18 protein-coding genes and 1 tRNA gene are annotated in these 24,952 nt (G+C 60.9%); 9 read left to right on the top strand and 10 right to left on the bottom strand.

Features of this window, described 5'->3' with window-relative positions; genetic code table 11:
• Nucleotides 1–42 precede the first annotated feature (42 nt).
• Nucleotides 43–1,050, top strand: a complete 1,008-nt coding sequence (locus tag K315_RS0107960; RefSeq protein WP_029576971.1) for an SIR2 family NAD-dependent protein deacylase — start codon at nt 43–45, stop codon at nt 1,048–1,050.
• Nucleotides 1,051–1,190: 140 nt separating this feature from the next.
• Here the strand turns inward: K315_RS0107960 and metG are convergent, their stop codons facing one another.
• The gene (gene metG, locus K315_RS0107955) at nt 1,191–3,089 is read right to left on the bottom strand and encodes a methionine--tRNA ligase (protein WP_029576970.1); all 1,899 of its coding nucleotides are present in this window, start codon (nt 3,087–3,089) and stop codon (nt 1,191–1,193) included.
• A 593-nt stretch (nt 3,090–3,682) separates the two neighbouring features.
• Between metG and K315_RS0107950 the strand changes: the two genes are divergently transcribed.
• Together K315_RS0107950 and K315_RS10780 are read left to right on the top strand one after the other, a co-directional pair.
• Nucleotides 3,683–4,204, top strand: coding sequence for a hypothetical protein (locus tag K315_RS0107950; protein ID WP_211219735.1), 522 nt, complete (start codon nt 3,683–3,685; stop codon nt 4,202–4,204).
• A complete protein-coding gene (locus K315_RS10780) occupies nt 4,201–4,611 on the top strand; it encodes a variant leucine-rich repeat-containing protein (RefSeq protein WP_238556369.1) in 411 nt (136 codons plus the stop codon). Before K315_RS0107950 ends, K315_RS10780 begins: the two co-directional genes overlap by 4 nt.
• Before the next feature lie 166 nt (nt 4,612–4,777).
• On the opposite strand, the gene rsmI is transcribed toward K315_RS10780, so the two are convergent.
• Complete coding sequence (gene rsmI, locus K315_RS0107940) at nt 4,778–5,695, bottom strand: 16S rRNA (cytidine(1402)-2'-O)-methyltransferase (protein ID WP_238556375.1); 918 nt, start codon at nt 5,693–5,695, stop codon at nt 4,778–4,780.
• A gap of 104 nt (nt 5,696–5,799) precedes the next feature.
• On the opposite strand from rsmI, the gene K315_RS0107935 reads away from it, so the two are divergent.
• The gene (locus K315_RS0107935; protein WP_033520870.1) at nt 5,800–7,581 is read left to right on the top strand and encodes a dolichyl-phosphate-mannose--protein mannosyltransferase; all 1,782 of its coding nucleotides are present in this window, start codon (nt 5,800–5,802) and stop codon (nt 7,579–7,581) included.
• A 283-nt stretch (nt 7,582–7,864) separates the two neighbouring features.
• On the opposite strand, the gene K315_RS0107930 is transcribed toward K315_RS0107935, so the two are convergent.
• The gene (locus K315_RS0107930; RefSeq protein WP_029576965.1) at nt 7,865–10,114 is read right to left on the bottom strand and encodes a glycosyltransferase family 2 protein; all 2,250 of its coding nucleotides are present in this window, start codon (nt 10,112–10,114) and stop codon (nt 7,865–7,867) included.
• A 343-nt stretch (nt 10,115–10,457) separates the two neighbouring features.
• Between K315_RS0107930 and K315_RS0107925 the strand changes: the two genes are divergently transcribed.
• The 4 genes from K315_RS0107925 to K315_RS0107910 all read left to right on the top strand — a co-directional run bounded on the left by K315_RS0107925 (nt 10,458) and on the right by K315_RS0107910 (nt 15,782).
• Nucleotides 10,458–11,750, top strand: coding sequence for a chitinase (locus K315_RS0107925; RefSeq protein ID WP_029576964.1), 1,293 nt, complete (start codon nt 10,458–10,460; stop codon nt 11,748–11,750).
• A gap of 138 nt (nt 11,751–11,888) precedes the next feature.
• Complete coding sequence (locus K315_RS09760) at nt 11,889–14,483, top strand: EAL domain-containing protein (protein ID WP_029576963.1); 2,595 nt, start codon at nt 11,889–11,891, stop codon at nt 14,481–14,483.
• Nucleotides 14,484–14,683: 200 nt separating this feature from the next.
• Complete coding sequence (locus K315_RS0107915) at nt 14,684–15,520, top strand: DedA family protein (protein ID WP_029576962.1); 837 nt, start codon at nt 14,684–14,686, stop codon at nt 15,518–15,520.
• Between the two features lie 189 nt (nt 15,521–15,709).
• Nucleotides 15,710–15,782, top strand: a tRNA-Ala gene (locus K315_RS0107910).
• 102 nt (nt 15,783–15,884) lie between these two features.
• Here K315_RS0107910 and K315_RS0107905 read toward each other — a convergent pair.
• The 7 genes from K315_RS0107905 to K315_RS10775 form a co-directional block, all read right to left on the bottom strand.
• A complete protein-coding gene (locus tag K315_RS0107905) occupies nt 15,885–16,577 on the bottom strand; it encodes an MgtC/SapB family protein (protein WP_029576961.1) in 693 nt (230 codons plus the stop codon).
• Nucleotides 16,578–16,622: 45 nt separating this feature from the next.
• On the bottom strand, nt 16,623–17,384 hold the full coding sequence (locus K315_RS0107900) for an HAD family hydrolase (protein ID WP_029576960.1): 762 nt from the start codon (nt 17,382–17,384) through the stop codon (nt 16,623–16,625).
• Nucleotides 17,385–17,987: 603 nt separating this feature from the next.
• Nucleotides 17,988–18,542, bottom strand: a complete 555-nt coding sequence (locus K315_RS0107895) for a heat shock protein transcriptional repressor HspR (protein WP_029576959.1) — start codon at nt 18,540–18,542, stop codon at nt 17,988–17,990.
• A 74-nt stretch (nt 18,543–18,616) separates the two neighbouring features.
• Nucleotides 18,617–19,627: a DnaJ C-terminal domain-containing protein gene (locus K315_RS0107890; RefSeq protein ID WP_029576958.1), complete on the bottom strand. Its 1,011-nt coding sequence runs from the start codon at nt 19,625–19,627 to the stop codon at nt 18,617–18,619.
• Nucleotides 19,628–19,863: 236 nt separating this feature from the next.
• Entirely contained in the window at nt 19,864–20,646 is a 783-nt protein-coding gene (gene grpE, locus K315_RS0107885; protein ID WP_029576957.1) for a nucleotide exchange factor GrpE, read from the bottom strand.
• On the bottom strand, nt 20,646–22,529 hold the full coding sequence (dnaK, locus tag K315_RS0107880; protein ID WP_029576956.1) for a molecular chaperone DnaK: 1,884 nt from the start codon (nt 22,527–22,529) through the stop codon (nt 20,646–20,648). Before dnaK ends, grpE begins: the two co-directional genes overlap by 1 nt.
• Before the next feature lie 122 nt (nt 22,530–22,651).
• On the bottom strand, nt 22,652–23,596 hold the full coding sequence (locus K315_RS10775; protein ID WP_238556367.1) for an alkaline phosphatase: 945 nt from the start codon (nt 23,594–23,596) through the stop codon (nt 22,652–22,654).
• A gap of 318 nt (nt 23,597–23,914) precedes the next feature.
• Here K315_RS10775 and K315_RS0107870 point away from each other — a divergent pair, with 318 nt between their 5' ends.
• Complete coding sequence (locus K315_RS0107870; RefSeq protein ID WP_029576954.1) at nt 23,915–24,937, top strand: LacI family DNA-binding transcriptional regulator; 1,023 nt, start codon at nt 23,915–23,917, stop codon at nt 24,935–24,937.
• Nucleotides 24,938–24,952: the final 15 nt, after the last annotated feature.

The following is a 24,952-nucleotide window of genomic DNA, read 5'->3' as shown; positions in this document are numbered from 1 at the left end:
GCACCCATCACAACCCCGCGGAACCCGCAGAAAGAAGCCACCATGCCGTTCACGTCACTGTTCACGTCATCAGCTATCAATCCACCGGCAACGGACAACCGTGCCACATGCGAGGATGCCATCACCCGTCTCACGAATGCCATCCGCAATGCGGACACCATGGTGGTCGGCGCAGGTTCGGGCATGTCCACATCCGCCGGATACACGTATTCGGGCGAACGCTTCGAGCGGTATTTCAGCGATTTCGCGAACACATACGGCATCGGCGACATGTATTCCGGCGGGTTCGCCGAATACCCGGACCTCAACACCTACTGGGCGTGGTGGAGCCGCCACATCTACATCAACCGCTATATGGCCCCGCCCAAGAATACGTACGGGCTGTTGCGCAGTCTGCTCGACGGCCATGACTACACGGTCATCACCACGAATGTGGACCACTGCTTCCAGCGGGCCGGCTTCCCCGACGACCGCCTGTTCTGCACGCAGGGCGATTACGGGCTGTTCCAAAGCTCACGCACCGGCACCTCCCGCACGTACGATAACGAGCGGGATGTCAAGCGCATGCTACTCGCGCAAGGCTTCACCTTCGCGCACATGACCGCCGACACCGCCGACGACTGGGGTGAGCTGATTGCGCCAGACGAGGCCAGCGGATGGGCCGGCATCGGCATGACAATTCCGGACGACCTCATCCCGTATTGCCCGGATGATGGATTCCCCATGGCGCCGACCCTGCGCTGCGATGACACCTTCGCTGAGGACGAGACATGGCATGAGTGCGCGGAACGATACCAGACTTTCCTCGACACCCGCCGGGCATGCGAGGCTGACGGCAGTCAGACGCTGTTCCTTGACTTGGGCAGCGGCGGGAACACGCCGATCATCTTCAAATTCCCGTTCATGCAGTGGACTTCGGTCAACCGCAACGCAACCTACGCCAGCATCAATCTCGGCGAGGCCGTCACCGCGCCGCAGATCGTCGACCGGTCGGTGCTGATCGACGCCGACATCGACGCCACGCTGCGCGATGTGGCTTCGAGAAGGTGAATCGGTTCGCAGAATATCAGGCTGAAAACCATCATAAAATCAACCAGGCGGCGGGACCCACCTCACAGGGCAGGTCCCGCCGCCTGGCATATTCGCATGATTTGCGTGATTCACGCAATCCGCAATTGTTCAGCCGGCGATTATTCAGCCGTCTTGGCCGGCTTGTCAACGGCCTCTTCCTCAGCCAGCTGCGCCTTCGCCTTGGCCAGACGCTCGGCTTCCGCGGCCTTGCGCTGGGCGAGCTGCTCCTCGAAGCGGTCCAGCTCCTCCTGCACGGCCTCCTGCGGAATCTTCGCGAAAATCGGCTTCGGCTTGGCGACCGGAACGCCGGTGTCAATGGCCTCGCTCTTCCACGGGTGCACGTTCACGCCGAGCTTGTAATCGCCGGTGATCACCGGGTAGTGGAAGTCCGGATTATCAAGATCCTCGACCTCCTCGATATGCGGCAGCGGCGAGAACGTGCCCTTGCCGCCGAGCGCCTCCCACACCTTCTGCGCGGAATGCGGCAGGAATGGAGCGAGCAGGTGGTTCGCGTCCGCCACGGCCTGCGCGGCCACATGCAGCACGGTGGCGAGATGCTTCTCGTCATCCTTGATCTTCCACGGTTCGGTGGCGGAAATGTACTTGTTGATATCGCCGACCACGCGCATCGCCTCGTTCAGCGCATTCTTCTGGTGGTGGCGCTCAATCAGCCCGCCAACCACGTCGAAGGCCGCCGACGTCTCCTCGAGCAGCGCACGGTCCTCGGAGGTCATCGAATCCTCGTCGAGCTCCGGAATCGCACCGAAGTTCTTATAGATGAGGTTGGCGACACGGTTGACCAAGTTACCCCAGCTGGAGGCGAGCTCCTCATTGTTGTGCCGCACGAATTCGGTCCACGTGAAATCGGAATCCGAGGTTTCCGGGCCGGCCACGGAGATGTAGTAGCGCACGGCGTCCACCGGGTAGCGTGCAAGAATATCCTTCACGTAGATCACGATGCCGCGCGAGGAGCTGAACTTCTTGCCTTCCATAGTCATGAACTCGCTGGCCACGACCTGCTCCGGCAGGTTGAGCGGGCCGAGCTTGCCGGTCTCGCCACCCTTTGAGCCGGCGCCGTTGTAAGCAATCATTTCGGACGGCCAGATCTGGGAGTGGAAGGTGATGTTGTCCTTGCCCATGAAGTAATAACCCGGGGTTTCCGGGTCGTTCCACCAGGCGCGCCACGCCTCGGGATCGCCCTTGCGACGGGCCCATTCAATGGATGCCGACAGGTAGCCGATCACCGCGTCGAACCACACGTACAGCTTCTTGTTCGGGTTGTCAATCCAGCCCTTGACCGGCACGGGGATACCCCAGTCGATATCGCGCGTGATGGCGCGGGGCTTGACTTCCTTGAACAGACCAAGCGAGAAGTTGATGACGTTGGTACGCCAGCCTTCACGCGTCCTGAGCCAAGCGAGGTTCGCTTCGGCCAGCGCCGGCAGGTCGAGGAAGAAATGCTCGGTTTCCTCGAAACGCGGGGTTTCGCCGTTGATTTTGGAGACCGGGTTGATCAGCTCGTCCGGATCGAGTTCGTTGCCGCAGTTGTCGCACTGGTCACCGCGTGCACCGTCGGCGCCGCAAATCGGGCAGGTGCCTTCGATATAGCGGTCTGGCAGGGTACGCCCGCTGGACGGGGAGATGGCGACTTTCTGCGTGCCCTTGTAGATGTACCCGTTCTTCAGGCACTGTTTGAACAGTTCCTGCACGACATGCTCGTGGTTCGTGGTGGTGGTGCGGGTAAACAGGTCGTAGCTCAGGCCGAGATCGCACAAATCCTTGCCAATCACGCGGTTGTAGCGGTTCGCGAGTTCCTGCGCGCTGACCCCTTCTTTATCGGCCTCAACGAGAATCGGGGTGCCGTGCTCATCGGTTCCGGACACCATCAGCACGTCATTGCCCTTCATGCGCTGATAGCGCGCGTACACATCCGACGGGACGCCGAAGCCGGCGACATGCCCGATATGGCGCGGACCGTTCGCGTACGGCCACGCAACATTGACCAAAATATGACTCATACGCCCGATTATCAGGCCCAGCGCGGACAGAGGGAGCCGCGCACAAGGGCGCGACAGACGCCACGCGTGCCCCGCACAGGCTTCACGAGGGCCTCACACACGCTCGGCATGCCTGATACGGGTCTGACACGGTCGCCACGCTGCGGTGCGTTGACCGGAACGGACCGTCACGACGGCAACCCTGCCAAGCGTGCGGAATCCGCATCAGCAATTTTGCGCAAAATACCGCCAATCCGTTCTGCGGCTCGCAAGTTATCCACAGGGCAGACGGTTGTCGTACAACGGGTAATCACGGTTATGCACATTTCGGTCCGACGTCGTTGCCGGCGTGAAATCCCGCCGGTATCTTTCCTCGTATGACTATGTTGACAGGAAACGCACCGCCAGGGTGCACACAGGCACACCGCCGACCGGAGGTATCCGAGCGGCGTCATCAATCATGTCCGGCGGCATCGGGGCACGCCGGCGATTACGAGGGGGATGCGCGATATCGTTTGGGCGGCGAGGGGACGCCGGAACGCCGTCGCGTGATTCAGCGCGGTCATCCGATCATCCGCACATGCCGCCTGCCCGGCCCGATGTGCGTCACGCGCATGACCGATTATGGCGTGCTGCACAATTTCGATGACATCAGCGCATATCTGGGGGAACATTCCGATACTCCTGACGGCAGAGGGCTGATTTGCCGGCATGCGTCGCCGATGAACGTGGTCGCCTGCGCATCGCTCGCCGCTTGGATCTGGGTGGGAGGGGACTTTCCCTCGACCATCGACGTGGTGTCCGACGCGCATTACCGTTCGCCGGCGCACGGGCGCAGAATCCGGCCGTTCAACCGGCAGATCGACAGCCAGTACATCATCACGGTCGGGGGTATGAGAGTCACGTCGCCGGCGAGAACCGCGTGTGACCTCGCATTGGTGCAGATCGACGCGTCAGACGAACAGCTTGAGGTGGGAGGAACCATCCGATGCCTGATGAACCGCTACTCATTTGGCATGGCCGAATGCCTTGCCATCTTCAATACGGACAGCCGACACTGGCCGAATATCCGGCAAGCCCGCGAGCTGCTGACCGCCGCGGTGAGCACACCGAATGGCAGACAGGAGCCGACATGAGCATACGACGACGATTATCGGCGACATCCAAACCGAACAGGACAGCTGAGGCGGCGGGAACGACGGGACCGGCGCAACGGTTGCGACAACAACGATGGACGCCTGCGGGCTCTGCGGGACATCTGGGTGCGGACCTGGATGCCGTGCCGATCGCCGCGACGGATGTGCTGTCTCCCCCGCCTCCGCCGCTGGTGGTTACGCCCGCCATGGCTTGCGACCCCGATACCGATATGCCCACGCTGTGGCTGATTGCACGCGAGCACCCGCATCTGCGAAAATGGCTCATCGCCAATCCCAAGGCGGATGCCGCCCTGCTTGAATATGTGTCGCAAGCGGGCGGCCCCGGTATCCGCGACGCGTTCGGCATCTTGTTCGGGGAGGCCACGAGCGGGGAGGCCACGGGATGAACATGACCGCATGATGGACAAAACGTGAGACGGGCATGGTTGCTCAAGACGGTCGGACGGGCAGACGGCCGATTGCCACAGAGACGGGGCGGACGGGAGCGACCGGCACACAGTCGGACGATGCCGGGGACGCGCCGCAAGACAGCGCAATCAGCGAGCGCACAGGTCAGGAACGCATCTCAAGCACAGCAGAATACACCTGCTTGCGATTGGCGAGTGAGCCGTCCGGCAGTGGGTGTTCCTGTACAACCTGCGCGATGGCGTCCTTGATGCGCAGCCCGTCTTCGCGTGCGCGGTCTATTGACAGCACGGCCAAATCCTCCACGCTCAACGCGGAAGGCGCGCTATCCCGCGCCTCGTCGTCGCTCGCGCCTTCAATGACCAGCACGATTTCGCCGCGCGGCGGGTCGTCATCCACCGACTGCTTGATCTGCGCAATCGTGCCGCGTCTGATTTGCTCATAATCCTTGGTCAGCTCGCGGCACAACGCCATCCGACGATCCGGCCCGAATTCCCCCAGCAGGTCAGGCATGGTCTCAGCAATGCGGTGCGGCGTCTCATAGAACACGATGGTGCGCTGCTCGGCACGCAGCGAACGCAGACGCTGCATACGTTCGGCATGCTTGCGCGGCACGAAACCCTCATAGCAGAACCGGTCTGTAGGCAACCCCGACAGCGCGAGCGCATCCAGCACGGCGCTCGGCCCGGGTGCGCATGTCACCGGCAGGCCACGCTCGATGGCTCGGCGCACAATCGCGAGGCCGGGATCGTTGATGGTGGGCATGCCGGCGTCCGAAACCACCAGCACCGTGGCACCCTCCTCAACACTGTCCAGCAGCCCGTCCGCCTTGTTGCGCTCATTGTGGTCATGGTAGGCGACGACTTTGCCGCTGACATGCACGCCGAGGCGGTTCGCCAAGTCGTACAGACGCCGGGTGTCTTCCGCGGCGACGATGTCCGCGCGCTCCAGCAGGGCCACCAGCCGCGCCGATGCGTCGCCCACATTGCCGATCGGCGTGGCTGCAAGTACCACCGTCCCGGCGGGCACTTCGACACGCACACCGGCGGATGTCTCCGTGCCCATGTCGTTTTCCGCGTGTTGGGGTCTATCATGTAAGGACTGCGGCGCCGACTGGCGTCCTTCGATGTCACTGGTCATATATCCAGTATCCTCTACCTTTGGGAGTGATGGTGTTGAGTTCCGTGAATTCTGGGCGAACACGCCCGTCGGCGAGCGTCGGCGGAGCCCTGCTCCGCTTGCGTGCGCGGCTCGCTGCCGCACCCCGTCTGGTTTCCTGGCTGTTGACTGTGCTGGTGGCCTTCTTCGGCGGCCTGCTGAGGTTCATCCGGCTCGGCGAGCCACGCGCTGTGGTGTTTGACGAAACCTATTACGTCAAGGACGCGTGGACGATGCTGCTGACCGGCGAGCCGCGCAACTGGCCGGAGTTCTTGACACGCCGCAAGCTGGATTTCCCTGTCGATACCTTGTTCGCGCAAGGCGACACGAACCGGTGGCTGAGCAGCGCCGAATATGTCGTGCATCCGCCAGTCGGCAAATGGTGCATCGCACTCGGGCTGAAACTGTTCGGCGGCGCCGGCAACACCTTCGCATGGCGTGCGAGTACGGCGATTGCGGGAACAATCGCGATCATCATCATGATCCGCGTGGCGTTGCGGCTCTTCAACAACATGTCGATCGCGCTGTCCGCGGGCCTGCTCATGTCCGTCGACGGCGTGGGCATCACACTCAGTCGCACCGGCCTGCTTGATATCTTCATCATGGTGTTCGTGCTCGGCGCGTTTGATTTACTGCTGATGCACCGCGATTGGGCGCGGGTCAAGCTCCGGGCGCATTACGCGGTCGATGCCGCGCGTCGGGATGCGCACTGGGTCCCGGACACATCCAGTCGTGCACGGCGGGCGCAGCGCAAGGCAGCAGACGGCGATTCGAGTGTTGCCGGCGGCGACGCCAACGATACGACCGGTACCGCCGGCGCCGCAGTATCGTCATCGGCCAACACGGCCGGACGCAACCAAAGCATGCTGCTTGACGCGCGTGGCCCGGTCATCGCGTTCTCCTGGTATCGTGCCGCCGCCGCGATTCTTATCGGTCTGGCGACCGGCGTCAAATGGTCCGGCATCTACTTCATGGCAGCGCTCTGCGTCATCAGTGTGCTTTGGGACGCATGGGAACGCTACCGCGCAGGCTACCGCAGCTGGCTGTCCACCGGGCTGCTGTGCGACGCGCCGCTGACCGCGCTGTATATGCTCCCGCTATGGGCGGGCACGTATCTTGCCGGATGGATCGGCTGGTTCATCCACCCGGATTCGTACATGCACGACTGGGCGCGCAACAACCCCGGCCAAGGCATCACCTGGCTGCCGGAGGGATTGCGGTCGTTTGTCGAATATCACGTGGAAATGTGGCAGTTCCACACCACGCTCGACACACCGCATGATTACAAGGCGAACCCGCTCACATGGCCATTGCAGGTACGTCCGACCAGTTTCTACTGGCAGGAGCTTGACGGGCATCCGGGGCTATGCTCATTGGCACCCCACTCCAAATGCGTTGCAGCCGTGACATCCCTGGGCAATCCCCTGATTTGGTGGCTTGGCTCCCTGTGCGTGATCATCGGAATCATCATCGCCATCGTCAAGCACGGTGACTGGCGCATATGGGCGGTGCTCGCCGGCTTCATCGGCGGGTGGCTGCCGTGGGCGCAATACCTGCACCGCACCACCTTCACGTTCTACTCGATTGTCATCTTGCCGTGGATTATTCTCGCGATCTGTTATGTCGGCGACCATGTGCGCCGACGGGTCAGCGCCGGAACATGGCGGATTACGCTGGCGGCCACGCTGCTGCCGATCCTGCTGGTGTCGGTGTTCTTCTACCCGATCTGGACGGCGATGCCCGTTCCGTACGAGTTCTGGCTGAGCCACATGTGGTTCAAGTCGTGGATCTGACGGGCTGGGCGCAGCCTGTCAGGACGGCGGGAAACGCCGGGACGCTCGGAGACACTGGACGCTTGCTAGGCTGCGGCGCTAGGGAGCGCCGGCCATCAGGGCGCGCCCATTTCTTCCCAAACTGGTTACGCTAACGAGGGTCCCAGCGTAACCAGTTTGAATGAAGCCAGCAATCGCACCACAACCAGATATCTCACCACACCAAGCCACAACCCGCGGCAACCAGCCCGTCATGCGACACCCCAGTCGCACCGCAGCCAGATGATACCAGCCAACCGACGGCTCACACCGGACGGGATTCGTAAATCATCTTGCGGTCGCCGAAATACAGCACATCCTTCCACGACGGATTGTCCGTCTTCCTGGCCTTCACCGGCTGTTTGACCGGCACAAAGAACCACCGCACCAAACCGACGACCATATCCTGGATGGAATGCCAAATGCCGATATACGACACCAACGCCCACGAGGTCACCACCGCGTTGAATCCGGCGAAAATCGCATTGCCCCAGTTGGCAGACAGGTAATCCGCATACAGCACAAAGCACGAGAACACCACAATCGCCCACGGCATGGCGACATACAACGGCGGCGAGGCGGTGCGATTGCTGACCTTCGGCGTGCGCACGAATGGGATCTTGGTGTTGGTCATGCCCTGCTGGATCGATTTCAGCGTGCCCGCAAGATTCACGGTCAGCAGCACAATATTGAACCCGTAAATGCGGAAGATGTCAGTACGCTTGTATCCGTTGGATTTCAAGTCGTTCGCATACGTAATGAAATAGGGCATAGATGCGGCGACCACCCATGGGCTGAGCAGCCGCTGGTCGAATGGGTATGCGAGCAGGAACAGCAACCCGAAGCTTGACCATGCGATCGAGGCCATATAGTTGACCCGCAGGCACCATTCGCCCAGCCGTACCGGATTGCCCTGCCGCCGCCTGGCGCGTACGATCCGGAAGAACTTGCCGATGATCAATAGGCCGCCGTTCGCCCAACGCCGACGCTGGACCACCAGGGAGCCGAAATCCGGCGGCGTCGAGCTGTAGCTCAACCGCTCCGGATAGTTCACCAAATGCCAGCCGTAATAGCCGAGGTCCACACTGGATTCCGTGTCCTCGATGACGGTCCTGTCCTGAATGTACGTGCGTACGGTTCGCATGCCTTCCGTCGACACCACGCAGATGTCATCGAGCGCGCGCTTGCGGATCACGGCGTTCGCCCCCACCCAGAAGGTGGCGTCGTAGTAGGTCATCCCCTGATGCAGCACATGCTGGATGTCGGTGGTAGCCGCGGCGATGCGCTCGATACGCGTCGGCGCCCCGCGGTACGAGGAGTACGGTGTCTGAATGACCGCCACATGCTCGTTTCCGGGCTGCTCAAGCTGGTAGACGAGCCGGATGCAATAGTCGCGCAGCAGCATGGAATCGGCGTCCAGGGTGAGCACGTATTCGGAGTCGCGCAGCACGAAATCGGGCACTTCCCCAGGCCTGACGTCACGCAGCACCACGCCGTCGGCGATTTCCTCACGTTTGACGCGGTGACCCATCAGCCCGATGAACGAGTTGAGGTTCATCGCCTTGTTGCCTTCCTGCGACAGGGAGATGTACTGCTTGCGCTCGAACGACCAGCCTTTGACGGTGAAGATCCATACGAGCCGGTTGTACAGCTGCACGATACGCTCGGCGGGGACCGGGTCGTGTAGGTTCACCGCGTCGTTTAGCGCGTCCTCAGTCTGTCGCAGGTCGCGTGCCAGACCACGCAGCACCTGATCGCAGAAGAATTCATCGGTATGGTCCTCAATCGGCCAATAGTCGGCTTTCGCATCCAGCCAGCGCACAGCCGCACGGTAGTCGTCCGCGCATCTGGCGACGATGCTGCGCCGGGCGTGCACCTGCCCGGCGAGCGCCTTGGTGGCCAGATTGCGATGTTCGGTGAACCGTTTCGCGGGACGCGCGAGTTCGTCGAGAATACTGGGGACCAGTGAACGGCAGGCTTCGAGGATTTGTCTGGATTCGTCGTTCTTCGGATGCGGCGGATCGTCGATCAGCAGGACGACCGCAAGGTCAGGGAATTCCTGCAATGCCGCGGACCATATGGTTTTCGCGACGACTTTCGGCTGTTCCACGTATGAGGGGATCAGCACGGTAATGCCTTTGTCGTACCCATGCGCGTAATGCTCGTCAAGCACCGCGCGCGGCACCCGCTCATGGGTGAGGAACCTGCGCATCGCTCCCTGCCGGGTCACGAGATACACCATGGCGCTGAAAATCAGCGTGGTGACAATGACCAGATACAGCACATCCTCGATAACGAACCGCAGGGTGATATCAGGATTGTTGACGAACATCGTCAAAATCATGGTGACCATGTACACGGTGTAGGAGATGACGGTGGCGCCCATCGCGACATATCCGAGGATGATTCGCATGCCGGATGGCTTCGCGTGCATGATGGCCAGCGGGCGCGTCGAAGTCTCTGCCCCCCATTGTCTGCCATGCCGTGCGTTCTTGTGTTCTGCCGTTTTCCTCATACCTGCCGTATCCTGTCTTCGCCATGCGAACGCATCCGATGCCCTGTGAAGCGCGCAATCCATACACGAATCACATCAACAAACCGCCTGCGTATCGTTCCACCTGAATGCGACGAATGCTTATCCAACGGTATCGCGAATACTGGTCACTCGAGGTGTCTCACCGGTCATTGCGGACGAATACTCCCACATTCCCGACACTTCTTGGCATAGTGTCGAACCCGTTCGCTGTACGATAGGGATATTGGCCCCCGTCGATGCCCCCATCAATACCCCCGATGGGATTGCCAATCCCGTCTGCAGGCATCACCACCGGGTTGCAGGACAACGAAAGGAACGCCCTATGAGCGCACGGAAACCCCTGTTCCCCGGGCGTCGTTTCTCGTTTCTGAGACTGGGAATCGCCCTCATCTCCACCGCCCTGATTGTGACCGGCGTGTGGGGGTGGCTGACATACACACAGACGGCATCGAAAAAGCTGCCTGCGCCATGGTTCGGCGGATACGCCGACGTGACCTCGACACCCAGCTACACCTTCGAATCCGATGTCGGTTCCGCCTACAACAACGTGATTCTCAGCTTCATCACTGCCCCAGACGGCTGCACGCCGACATGGGGCGGGTATTACTCGCTGAACGAGGCGTCATCCCAGCTTGACATCGACAGCCGCATCGCCCACGCATTCCGCGCCAATCGCACGGTCACCATCAGTTTCGGGGGCCAGCAAGGCACCGAGCTCGCCGAACAATGCACTACGGTGAGCTCGTTGAAAAAGGCATATCAGACGGTCATCTCCCGGTATCATGTCACTTCGGTCGACTTCGATATTGAAAACGACAATCTTGATGGCTACAGCGAATCCGCGGTCAGACGCGCACAAGCCGTCGCCGAGATACAAGATGAAATGAAGTCGCGCGGGCAACCGCTTACCGTCTCCCTCACCCTGCCCGCAAGCACGTCAGGTCTGACGCCCGACGGCCTCGACACCGTATCCTCCTTCATCGACGCAGGAGTAAACCTGTCGACATTGAATCTGATGACCATGGACTTCAATATTCCGTCCAATGTCACGGCACAGTCCGAGCTCATCAAGAAAGCGCTGAATGCCGGGCACAAACAGTACAAACAACTGCTCTACAGCAAGCGGAAGCTGTTCAGCGACTCGCAAATCTGGGAGATGATGGGCGCGACCGTCTTGATTGGACAGAACGACACCGACAACGAATATCTCACGCTTGACGACGCCCAAAGAGTCAACACATTCGCCATGCAGACGAATCTGGGCCATCTGGCCATGTGGTCACTCAACCGCGACCAGCAGTGCGGGGAGAATTCCGTCACACAGACCATCCAGACCGGATGTAGCGGCATGAAGCAGACCGCGGGCGAGTTCGCCACCCTGCTCAGCTCGGGCTTCAAGGGCACCCCCGGCACCATAGTCGATATGGATTCCGCGACCTGGTCCACGCCCAGCGGCAAATACGAGCAGTGGAACGTCACCACCGAATACACCGAGGGTGACAAGGTGGTCTGGAAACACAACTTGTATGAGGCGTTGTCAGACAACACCGGCGAGCAGCCCGACAGCACCGCATCCGGCGCGGATTCCCCGTGGCGGCTGATCGGGCCGGCATGATGACACCGGCAACGACGACAGCGGCAACAACGGTCGCAACAGCGGCAGCGACGGCAGAAGCGGCGCATCCCGATAGAGCACATCGTCAGCAACAGCACATCGATACATCGACCAAGAGAAGCTGAAGGAACAGGTACCATGACAGCACAACAGCAGGGCGTCATCACGACAAGCCCGGACGACACGCGCAGGCCGCGCCGCACCAGAACCACCATCCTCGCCGTGATGTGCCTGGTCATTTTGGTCGCGTTGTTCATCGGATATTTGCCGGGGCTCCAATACGCCATTCACTGGACTTCCACCGACGTGGTGCTCGCGGGGATCAGCTTCCTGATTTGCATGGCATACAGCACCGAGCTCAGTTCAGTGCCCGTAGCCAGCCGCCACACCGCGATTCCGCTGTTGACCACCATGCTGCTCATCACCGGTGGGTTCGATCACCTGTTCAGTCTGCTGATTGTCATTACGCTGATTTGCACCACGATTCCGGCACGCAGCCTGAGCATCGGCGCCATTCGCGCATGCACCGCGCTGGTGCCGATACCTGTGGTACGACTGGTGCTCGGTGAATTACCAGCACATCTGCGCGAAATCTTCACCTCGTCGGTGCCAAGAGCGGAAGCGTTGAACTACATTCAATCCGACTGGGTTTTCCCGCTCATCGTCCTCACAGCGCTGCTGCCTGTAGCGCGGTTGTTGTGCGATATCGTCGTGTATCTCATTAGCGGCGTTCCGGTAGCCAAATCGCTCAGCGAATATTCCATCACCCGCATCACCGCATTGTCGTTGGCCGATCTCGCCGCCATTGTGCTGACAATCCTGCTGCCTGCCGTATTCCAGTATTCGGACGTGCAGATAATCGATTCGTCCTTGCGCTCGACATTCTCCATCTTGCTGGATATCTATGCGCTGCTGCTGATGAGCTTCTACATGCTGCGGCGCATGATGCGCGCGGAGAATTCGCTGCGCTGCCTGCTCAACATCAGCGACGCCCTGCCTCTGCCGAACGCCCGACCGGAACACGAAGTGGCGGAGATCATCACCGGATCCCTGCCAAACATCCGCTGCATCATGATGACGGACGACGAGATGCACCACCGGCGATTCCACTCGTACCGCCACTCCCAGCGCATCAAGGAACAGGGCAGCCAGTACTCCATCGTGTTCGAGCGCAGCATGCTAAACCGCCCATTCCTGCCTGCGGACGAGGAAGTGCTCGCCGCGGCCACGTCAATCCTCAATGAGGAACTGCGTGTCAACCGCGAAGTGAGCACGCTACGCTCGGAATCCGAGACGGACCCGCTGACCGGCGCATACACGTATCCCGCGTTCATCGCGACCCTGAAGAGCCTGCAAACCGAAAACGCGAGCAACAAGGTCGCGGTGATTTACCTGAACATCGACCAGTTCAGGCGCATCAACGAACGCTACAGCCGGCTCGTGGGCAATCTGGTGCTGCGGACCACTGCGGACCGAATCCGCGAAATCCTGCCGGAAGACGCGTTCCTGTCGCGTATCGGCGGTTCGGAATTCGCCACCGTGCTCACCGAATCCGCCAGCGAAGACGATGTCGAGAACCTCGCCGATCGCTTGCGCGACAACACTTCCCTGCCCATCCAGACCGACAACGGCACGATTTCGATCGCCACGACCACATCGCTGTCCTTCGCCTCGTCGGAGGAAGGCGCTACACGGCTGCTGATTGACGCCGGCCTCCATGAGCTCACTCCGGCCATGGCAGAGCAGAACCAGGAACAGTCAGCGAAAGATCATCTGGAGATGTCCGACGCGCTGCGCGACGCCATTGAGAAGAACCATCTGGCGCTGCTCTACCAGCCGATATTCTTGCTGCAGCAGCATCGTATCGGCGCGCTGGAGATGTTCCCGCTCATCACCGACAGTCGTAATCATCGTCTCGATTTCGATTTTGTCCTCTCCGAAGCGCAGCGGCTCGGCCTGGGATGCGAACTGTCGATGGGTATTCTTGACCGCGGTGTCAAGGATCTGCTGGAATTCCGCAAAATCGCGCCGGATCTGAACAACATCTGCTTGACGCTCAACGGCAGCGAACTCGGCAACTCCCAGTTCTACGAGCATCTCGAATCCTTGCGCGAGCGCCACCCTAACATCTCGGTCTGCCTGCAATTCGGCCAAGCCGCGTTGAACACGGCGAGAATCCAGTTCGACGATGAGCTGGAGGATCTCACCTCCATGTCCAACGTGCACATCGCCATCACCCAAGCGGGCACCACGTACTCCGAGGTTTCCGCGCTGGGGAACATCCCGCTCGACATCATCAAACTCGACCCGAGCATCGTCAACGGGTACAGCAATCCGCTCGCCGTGACCATCATGAAGCGTACGGTCCAGTTCGCGCACCGGGACGGCATCCATCTCGTGTTCGACGGCATTGACACCGTTGAACAGACCCGGCTGCTCCACGAAGTCGGCGGCACGGAGGCCCAAGGCACGATATATGCGAGCATGATGACTGCCTCGGAGATGCGTATGCGGCTTGAGACCATGGGGATTGATATGGGTTCTGCGGAATCTGGAGAAGCCGACGTACCGTCCGGCATTTCCGACGTACCCGGTGCAGCCGGTGTCGCGGGCGTTTCCGCTGCGGCCGATGCATCCGGCTCGACTTCGGCTGATGCATCGCCGGAAGCCGTCAATCGTCCGGGTGAGAAAAACGACGGGAACGACATCACCAAACCCTCATACGATTTGTAACCCCAGCAGCACCAAGGGTTTACCCGCAATTGCAATACGATAATCGTGTGAAACTGCGGGGTGTCGCGGCCGCGAAGCCCCCTGCGCGCGATAGTCTTGAACGGCAGTCATGCAATCGACAGACATACCCGAACGACGGATGGGTACTGCCGTCGAGTATATGGCACCAACATCCGGCAAGGACATTCGACAAGGATATTATGGGGTTCATTGATTTTCTGATCCGGCTGCTCAAGGATCCGCGCGCGGCCATCGCATCCTGGATCGCCATGGGCGTCGCGCCCACGTTGGGGTTCATCTTCCTGATTGTGTTCATCGAGACGGGCGTGGTGTTCTTCCCGTTCCTGCCCGGTGATTCGCTGCTGTTCGCCGCCGGGTGCTTCGCCGCCGCGGATGCGACGACAGGCAAGGCCGCGCTCCCGCTCAATATGCTGCTGCCCGTCGTGTGGGCCGCGCCGATCATTGGCGACCAGTGCAATTACTTCATCGGTCATTTCTTTGGTCGGCGGATCATCGAATCCGGGAAAGTCAAGGCGATGACGCCGGAACGCCTCGCACGCACCGAAGGCATGATCGACAAGTGGGGTCCGCTCGCCGTGTTCCTGGGGCGTTTCTTCCCGTTCATCCGTACGTTCATGCCGTTTATTTCCGGCATTTCCGGCATGAAATGGCGTCGTTTCACCCCGTTCTCCGTGCTGGGCGGCCTGACCTGGTCGACCCTGTTCACGCTGCTCGGGTATTTCTTCGGCGGGATTCCGTTCGTGCAGAACAATTTTGAGCTGGTGATCGTCGCGATTCTGCTGATTTCGTTGACGCCAACCTTCGTCGGGCTGATGAAGGCGCGGACCGGCAAACAGCGCGGACGCGGACGCGATGCGGAACCGGCCAGGCATGCGGCCGCTGACGCCGGTATCGGTGCCGGTGCCGAGATGCTTTCCAGTGACTTGTCAGGGGCAAACGTGCTCAGCGCGGAAACCATCGCCGCTGCAACCGTCAAGGACGCCGCCGACCTGACCGAAGCGACGCCGCAGGACTGACACAGGCGAGCTCATCGTCGTCGTTGACGCGATGGCGACTTTGTGCATGGCCATTGTTGTGTTGCGGCTGGTTGCCGGTAACCCGGGCACAGTCAGACGCAACACGCCTATGGCACCGTGCTGGATTGCACTTGGCGGCATCTTGTACTAGACTTTGGTGAGTTGTCTCGATGAGCAATCACCGGACACGGGGCTGTAGCTCAGTTGGTAGAGCGCTTCGTTCGCATCGAAGAGGTCGTGGTTTCGATTACCATCAGCTCCACGAAGAACCCTTCTGCATTCCACCGCAGGAGGGTTTTTCTTTACCTCTTTTCAGAACAGCAGCATGTGCAACGCCAACATGCCGGGACTATGGGTGGTGGTGTCAGTCGTCGCGGGAGAGGACGTCGATGTCGCGCACGCCGTCGACTTGCGCGATATCGCCGATGCAGTCGTGCAGATCGCTTTTGTTGCCGGCAAGCCGCAGTTCGACCGCAGCGCCCTGCCATGAATCCCCGTCGACATCGTGCGTGGAGACGACCTGCGTCTCGAACCCATGCCGCGCGGCAATCAACAAGGCTTGACGCAACGCACCTTTGCCGTCCTGGTAGGTGACCCGAATCACGTAGTCGCGGTCGCGCTTAAGCGCCCAGACCACAAAAGGCGCAATCGCCAGCACCACCACGAAATACAGTCCCGTAATCAGTAACGCCAGCGGGAACATCCCTGCCCCGCACGCCATACCCACGGCCGCCGCAATCCAAATCGCGCATGCGGTCGTCAACCCGCGAATCGTATCGTGGTTGAAGAAAATCACGCCCGCACCGAGGAATCCGATACCCGTCACCACCTGAGCGGCGATACGCGAAGCATCCCAAGTGACAGAAGCCCCGACGACCGCCGGCACACCCTCAATCGACACCATGGTGAACAGGCAGCTGCCCAGACCGACCAGAATATGTGTGCGGATTCCCGCGTCCTTGCGCCGCGCCTCGCGCTCGAAACCGATGAGACCACACAACACCAGCGCCGCTACGACGGCGACGACATCCATCCATGACAACGACACCACTCGCATATGGTCACCTCCGCTTGCTTGACAGCAAACCTCCTGATTCCAAGCCTAGCGCGGATTCGAAGCCGCCCCGGCTGCCCCGGACATTCCAGCAGTTCCGGACGCTCCAGCAGTTCCGGACGCTCCAGCAGTTCCGGACGCTCCAATCACACGCTCCCGCACGAACCGTTCGAACGTTTCGGTAGTGACTCCCTGATAGCCGCGTATCGACGCATACTGCGGTCCGTTGGACGTATCCGCCCGCATATATCCAGTCTGGGCGACGGTAGTCGCCCCGGATGCGGCGGCCGAACGCAGACCACTCATCGAATCTTCGACGGCAACGCAGTACGGCATCATATCCGCCCCGATACCAAGCAGCTTCCCTGCCGCAAGGTAAGGCGCCGGATCTGGCTTCTTCGCGACATCATCATCCCCGCAGATATAGCCGGCGAACACGCCCTCCGGCGCCTGCGCGACCAGGTTTTGTGCAAGATTGCGCGGCGATGTGGTCACCAGCACCGAGGGGATTCGCGCGTCAGCCAGCGAGCGCAGTACATCCAACACGCCCGGAATCCAAGGCATGCGCAGGCGCTCCTGCTGGGCAACATAATCAACCATACCTTTGGAGATTTCCTCAACCGTCAGCGCCGTCCCGCGTTCGATCATCTGCCGGGCGACTTGGGGCACGGGGGTTCCGGAGCCTTGCCAGGCGAGGTCCTCGTCCCAATAGCCGCCGTGCGCTGCGGCGAGACGCAGCTCGGATTCATGCCAGTACGGTTCTGAGTCGATAAGCGTGCCGTCCATATCCCAGAACACTGCTTGCAACATGTCTGCCTCGCTTGTGGAAAGTCATGCGGATGCGCGGCCGCCTGCGGGACATTGCCCGGGCAACCCACCGTCGCCATCTTCTCATATGGCACGTAGAAGCTGGTTCGGTTAAGCTGTCAGGGCGTGCAGGAGCCATCGGCATGGACAGCAGCCCCGCACAAAGCCTTGCAGACGTAATTCTTCCGGGAGAACTGGCGGATTTTCCCGATCCTCGCACAAACTCCCACATCGAGCGCGGGAGATTGCAGGGAATCGGCCATCCTACGGACAAACTCCCAACAAGAACGTTGGAAATCCGCGATTCAAGAAAAACACCCCAGAAACCCAAAACGGGAGAACACCGACGAATCAGTGCATCCGCGACAAACTCCCGCACAAATCCGGGACTTCATCACCCACCAGCCCATCTCAAGGCCATCTCCCGAAACCATCCGGGACTTCTTCTCCTGCCCGCAAACGCCCTACATGCCCAATGCCCCAAGCCGATGCGGCAACAAAAAGCCGCACACCCGAATGGGTATGCGGTAGATGCACGATGAGACTGCCGGGACCACCAACGGCATTCGACGCGTCAGCGACATGCGGTTTCCCCATAGGCATGGATTACCGGTACCCCCAGATGACCATGGACCGCGATGTGGAGCGTTGCACGTCCGTCCCGCTTGACGGCAATGCACGGGTGTCCTCGTGAATATCGCGCCGCCACATACGGGCACGTCGTGAACGCTTCACTTGCATGATGCCACCATCCGCGTCAGCTGCGAAGATACTGGAATCCTTCGGCTCACGCAACCGTTTGTTCTGTCGGCGCAATTGGCGGTTTTCCTCTTCAAGCTCCAGAATCCGCGCGACACCGGCCAGATTGACACCTTCATCCTGGCTGAGCCGCTGCGCCTGAACCAGCCGGTGGATGTCGCGCAGCGAGTACCGGCGGGCGCCGCCTTCCGTACGTTGCGGCGTGACCAGCCCCAGCCGATCGTACTGCCGGAGCGTCTGCGGGTGCATGTCCGCGAGCTGCGCGGTATGCCCGGCGGTGAACAGCGGCATGTCGATATCGAAACCCACATCGTCCGCGCCATCGAGGTCGGCACGACCTTCGACCAGCGCTATCGCACACATGTCGTACAGCGCGCGCACCTGTGGTGTCACCTGTGCCATGATTCCTCTCTTCATTACGAGTCGGTATGTGCCGCACGTATCGCCACGCATCGGCACATATCAATGTCAACGTCTCAGCGTCCTTCGGCGAGTTTGTCCACGAAATCGCCGGTCGCGGAGTCGAATTCCTTCGCCGCGCGTTTGACGCCCAGACCCGGCTTCGACGGCACCTGGATCTGTACGCGGGCGACCAAATCGCCGTCATGCCCGGGAACGCCATGTCCACTAATCCTGATTTCCGTGCCGCTCGAGGAGCCGGCAGGCACCTTGAACGTCACGTCATTGCCGTCAATATCCGTCGCGCTGATTTTGCCGCCGCACACCGCCTGGCCGACGCTGATCGGCAGGTCCATGACGATGTCGTGCCCACGCAGCGAGAACTTCGGATCCGCCTTGACATGGACGGTGAGGTACATGTCGCCCGGCTTGCCGCCGTACAGTCCCGGCTTGCCTTTGCCGGGGATACGAATCTTCTGTCCATCTTCGACACCCGCCGGCACATGGGTCTTGAACTGCTTGCCGTCCACGCGCAAGGAGACCGTGGCGCCTTTGACCGCTTGACGGAAGGTCAGGGTAATCTTCGACTTGCGGTCGGCACCCTGCTGCGGGCGAGGCGTCTCCTGGTATTCGCTGCGCGCCCCGCCGAACGGCGAACCTGCGCCGGCGCCTGCACCGCCGCCGAACATTGAGAAGATATCGTCCATATTCGGCTGGCCGCCCCCGGATGTCGAGAACCGGATGCGCGTGCCTCCGTTGCCGGAACCACCTCCGAACATTGACCCGAAGATGTCGGAGAATCCGGACGCGTCGAATCCGCCTTGCCCGGAGCCGCCGGCGAACCTCGCACCACCCATACCGAACTGCCTGATCGCGTCATACTTCTGACGCTGATCCTTGTTGCTCAGTACGTCGTACGCTTCGGAGATGTCCTTGAACTTCTCCTCCGCTTCCTTGGTCTTGTTCAGATCAGGATGATATTTGCGCGCCAGCTTGCGGTACGCCTTCGTGATATCGGCTTCGCTGGCGTCCTTGGAGACACCGAGGACTTTGTAGAAATCCTTGCTCAGCCATTCATTCTCAGCCATCTATGCCTCCAATCCCCATAGATTTGCGCGGTACGTGATTGCGTTTCCGCTCCTGTTGTTCCACACGTGTAGTGTTTACTTGTTTGATGCCGGGCCGCGCCAATCCGTTGAGCTGGATCGGCGCGGCCCGGCGAACGTATATCCGGCCGTCGGCCGCATCTGTCAGGAAGCGTATGGCGCCACCCGCGGGATGCGCGGCGACCGGCATGGCGGGAATATGGTTCCCGCCACTTCGGTCAGTTCTGAGGCATGGACACCACGACGCGGGCCGCCCTCACGACGCGATCGCCGATTCGGTACCCCGCCTCGACGACGGTGTCTACTGTCTCTTTCTTGGCTTCGGGATCCGGCTTCTGCAGAACCGCCTCATGCTTGGTCGGATCGAAATCCTCGCCTTTCTCGCCGAATTTCTCGACGCCGAATTTGGCGAAGGTCTTGTCGATCTTGGTGGCGACGGCCTTGAACGAATCGTCCATCTGCCCGTGTTCACGGATTCGGTCGATATCGTCCAACGCCGGCAGTAGCGAGGTGAGCACGTCCACAATGCCGTATTGGCGGCTTTGTTCGCGCTCCTTGTCCATGCGGTTGCGGTAGTTGATGAACTCCGCCCGCTCACGCTGCAACGCCTCCAAGTACTCGGCGGCTTCCTTCTTCGCCTGACCCAGAGGGGTCAGGGAGCCGTCCTTATCATGGTCGGCGTCACCGTCCTTGCCGTTGTCGGCAGCACCGGCGGAAGCATGCTGCGCGTTATCTTGCGCATGTTGCGCGGCTTGCTTCTTGCCGTCTTCATCTGCGGCAGACTTGGCGTCTGATGACGCTGCACTGCCCGCCTTGGCGGTGTCCGATGCCTGCTCGTGCGACTGATCGGCGGCGCTGCCGGCACCTGCGGACTGTCCGCCCGCGGATGCCGACGCATTCTGCTCATGCGACCCTCCGGCCTGGCCGGACGCGCCCTCGCCGCCGAGCGAGTCGACATCCGGCAGGTCCTTGAGGTAATCGTCCTTGTTGAAGTCGGACATTACTTGTTGTCCTTCTTGTCGTCGTCATCGTCCACGACTTCGGCGTCAACTACGTCGTCGTCGGAGGACGAAGCCGCACCGGAAGCCTGGCCTGCTGCACCAGCGGCACCAGCGGCACCTTCAGCGCCCTGCTGGGCGTACAGCGCCTGGCCAATCTTCTGCGCGGAGGTCATCAGCTCGCTCTGGGCGGTCTTGACCTTCTCGATGTCGTCGCCCTTCAGGGCTTCCTTGAGGGCGTTGACCTTCTCGGTGACTTCCTTGACCACATCGTCGGACAGCTTGGCCTTGTTGTCGTTGACGAGCTTCTCGGTGGAGTAGGCGAAGGATTCGGCCTGATTACGGGTCTCGGCCTCTTCCTTGCGCTTCTTGTCCTCGGCCTCGTGAGCCTGCGCTTCCTTGACCATGCGGTCGATCTCGTCCTTCGGCAGGGCGGAGCCGCCGGTGATGGTCATGGACTGCTCCTTGCCGGTGCCCTTGTCCTTGGCGGACACGTGCACGATGCCGTTGGCGTCGATATCGAAGGTGACCTCGATCTGCGGGACGCCACGCGGGGCCGGAGCGATGCCGGTCAGCTCGAAGGTGCCCAGCGGCTTGTTGTCGCGGGCGAATTCACGCTCGCCCTGATAGACCTGGATGAGCACGCTCGGCTGGTTGTCCTCGGCGGTCGAGAAGATCTCGGAACGCTTGGTCGGGATGGCGGTGTTGCGGTCGATGAGCTTGGTCATGATGCCGCCCTTGGTCTCGATGCCGAGGCTCAGCGGGGTCACATCGATGAGCAGCACGTCCTTGCGGTCGCCCTTGATGACGCCGGACTGCACGGCAGCGCCGACGGCGACAACCTCATCCGGGTTGACGGACTGGTTCGCTTCCTTGCCGCCGGTGAGTTCCTTGACGAGCTCCTTGACGGCCGGCATACGGGTGGAACCGCCGACGAGCACGACATGGTTGATGTCGCTCACGGAGATGCCCGCGTCAGACAGCACGTTGTTGAACGGCGTGCGGCAACGGTTAAGCAGGTCGGAGGTCATTTCCTCAAAGTGCGCACGGGTGAGCGTCTCGTCGAGGTGGACCGGGGTGCCGTCAGGCGTCATGGCCAGGTACTGCATGGAGATCTGCGTGCTGGTGGCGCTGGACAGTTCCTTCTTGGCCTGTTCGGCGGCTTCCTTGAGCCGCTGCAGTGCGATCTTGTCCTTGCTCAGGTCAACGCCGTACTTGTTCTTGACTTCGCCGACGAGCCAATCGATGATCTTCTGATCCCAATCGTCGCCGCCGAGGTGGTTGTCGCCGTTCGTGGCCTGCACCTGAATGGTGGAGAAGCCGTCGTCGTCCTTGCCGATTTCCAGCAGGGAGACATCGAAGGTGCCGCCGCCGAGGTCGAAGACCAGGATGCGTTCATCTTCCTTGCCCTTTTCGAGGCCGTAGGCCAGTGCCGCGGCGGTCGGCTCGTTGATAATACGCAGCACGTTGAGGCCTGCGATCTTGCCGGCGTCCTTGGTGGCCTGACGCTGGGCGTCGTTGAAGTACGCCGGGCAGGTGATGACAGCGTCGGTGACGGGCTCACCAAGCTTCTGTTCGGCGTCCCTCTTGAGCTTCATCAGGATCTGCGCGGAAATCTCCTGCGGGGTCCACTTCTTGCCGTCGATCTCGACCGTCCAGTCAGTGCCCATGTGGCGCTTGACGGAGCTGATAGTGCGATCGACATTGGTGACGGCCTGGCGCTTGGCGACTTCGCCGACCAGGATCTCACCGGACTTGCTGAAGGCGACCACCGACGGGGTGGTGCGAGCACCTTCCGCGTTCTCGATAACGGTGGGCTCACCGCCTTCCAGCGTTGCGATGCAGGAGTTTGTCGTACCCAAATCGATACCAACTGCGCGTCCCATATATTCTCCTTTATTGGTTGTTCTGTTGTCTACGTCTTCGCTCAATCGGCACCGCCCGGAGGCCGTGCCGTTGGATGCTTCCAAACTTGAGCCTACATCGCTCAACTTTGGATGGTCAACTTTTATTCCCACGTGTCACGATATTTTTTTCGGCTCCGCCGAAACGTCGAGATAAACGACGCAAACGCCGCCGACACGCCGAAACAGACACACCTCGGGGAGGCCTCCGTTCCGCCGCCACGACAGACAGCAAACGCCGGCCGCCCGCCACCGCAAGGGCGAGGGCGAGGGCGACCATGACCGTACCGAGGATGCGGGTACCGGTCGTACCGAGGGCAACCCACCAGGGCGCCGCCCAGGCCGGCCTGCTTCGCGTTGTCAGCGGCCTTGTCACCGGTCTTCGGCGCGATCACGACGTTGCTCGCGCCGTTGCCGGTGAGGCCGAACTCGGTCGCGATCTTCGTGCCCGACTGCTTGCCAGTGGCGGTCAGCGTGTAAGTCGAGGCGCTCGGGTCGAAGCCCTTGACACCGTTGAAATCGATGGTCGTGGTTGTGCCGGTGTCGACTCGCACGCCGGAGACCGGAGTGTCGTCGTTCGAAGCGGCGAGCACGGTGCCGGTTTCCGTGTCCTGCAGCTGATAGCCGAGCACCGCGTCACCGTCGAAGCCGGTGACCTGCGCCACGCCGTCCTTGACGGACACCTTGGCGCCCGAGGACAGCGCGTTGATTTCCTCGGTCGAGCTGGCCAACCCGAGCGTCTTGGCGCTGGTGGCGTCGGCCTGACCGATCTTGTCGATACCCTCGAGCGTGCCGCCGGGGCCATACAGATAGTCACGGGCAACGGTGATTTCGGAGTCGCCCATGCCATCGCCGATGAACAGGATTACGTTCTTCGCCTTGCCGGCCGCCGGCGTATTGGCGATGCGCTGCGCACCACCGTGGCTGCTCAGCGTCGCAAGGCTCGGGGTGCCCGCCGCGAGCGCGCCGGGGGCCAGGGCCACGCAGACGGCGCCGGCCATCAGGGCCGAGACACCCGCCATGATCTTTGATCGAATTGGTTGCTTCACTTCTATTCCTTTCCTCGACGGAAACCGGCAGGCTCCTGTTCGTTCGCCTACGAACCATGTGGTTGTCGATCCGGTTTTCGTTCCGGTTGCACGCTATGACGGCAAAGCATCGGGCAACGTTCGCACAGTCGAAGGGCATCCCAACCCTTGGTGAATTCTCAGAGAATTCGTGCTTTCTCGCGATTTTTGAAAGATGGTGACGCAACCATCGGCGCCGAAAGCTGACAACGTTTGCAAATATTATGAAACAGCAGTACAATAGCGAGACGGAATCAGCGTTGAATCTTGATGGCACGAGCATGAAGCAAAGGGGCAGGAATGGCAAAAGCTGGCATTCGAGATGTCGCCAAAGTGGCGGGAGTATCCATCTCAACGGTTTCGCGCGCCTTCACGCGCCCAGAGCTGGTATCGGAGAAAACCCGACGGAAAGTGCTCAGTGCCGCGGACAAGCTGGACTTCAACATCTCCCGCTCCGCCACCGCTCTGAAAACCGGTCAGGCATACCGTGTCGCGCTCCTGATGAACGAGGAGATCACCAGCTGGTTCAACACCGAAGTCTTCGCCGGAATCAACGACATCCTTCACGATGCCGGATATGACATCTCCCTGTTTCAGCACATCGACACAGCCGAGAACCGCAAGGAGTTCTTCACCACTCTGCCGGTCCGGCGCAACGTCGACGCCGTATTCGTCAACTCGTTCTCCATCGACCCTTACGAGGTCGAACAGCTCAAACGCATCCACGTCCCGATCATCGGCATCAACACGCCGTCCACCTCGAATTTCGACGCCTCCGTCAGCATCAATGACGAAGAGGGCATGTTCATGGCTGCCCAGCATCTGATCAATCTCGGGCACCGTCACATCGTGTACACGTGCTCGGAATCTGCCGAAGGCATCACATCAAGCATCGACGACCGCGGGCGCGGATTCATACGCGCGTGCAAGGCCGCCGAACACAATCACGACTTGCAATGGCAGGTATTGTCCGTCCCCCGCGGCCGTGAGTTCGCCGATTCCGCGCTCACGGCGCTGCTTGCGCTCGACGAATTCCCGGACGCCATCTGCTGCCAGATGGACATGATGGCCATTCCGCTGGTGCTCAAGCTCGAGCATTACGGCCACTTCACGCCGAAGGACTACTCAATCATCGGTTTCGATGACAGCCCGTACGCCGACACGATCAATCTGACCACCATGCGGCAAAATCCGCGCGATATGGGACGGAACGCCGCCATGAAGGCGCTCAAGCTCATCGCCGACGAACCGTTGGACAACCCGCACGAGACGATACAGCCCCAGTTGGTGCTGCGCGGGGCGGACGCCGTGTTCAAGAAGTAACGGCAGCGCAGCTCG

The sequence above is a fragment of the Bifidobacterium thermacidophilum subsp. thermacidophilum DSM 15837 genome (assembly GCF_000426425.1).
GTDB lineage: Bacteria > Actinomycetota > Actinomycetes > Actinomycetales > Bifidobacteriaceae > Bifidobacterium > Bifidobacterium thermacidophilum.
This window is presented reverse-complemented; position numbering and strand designations above follow the sequence as displayed.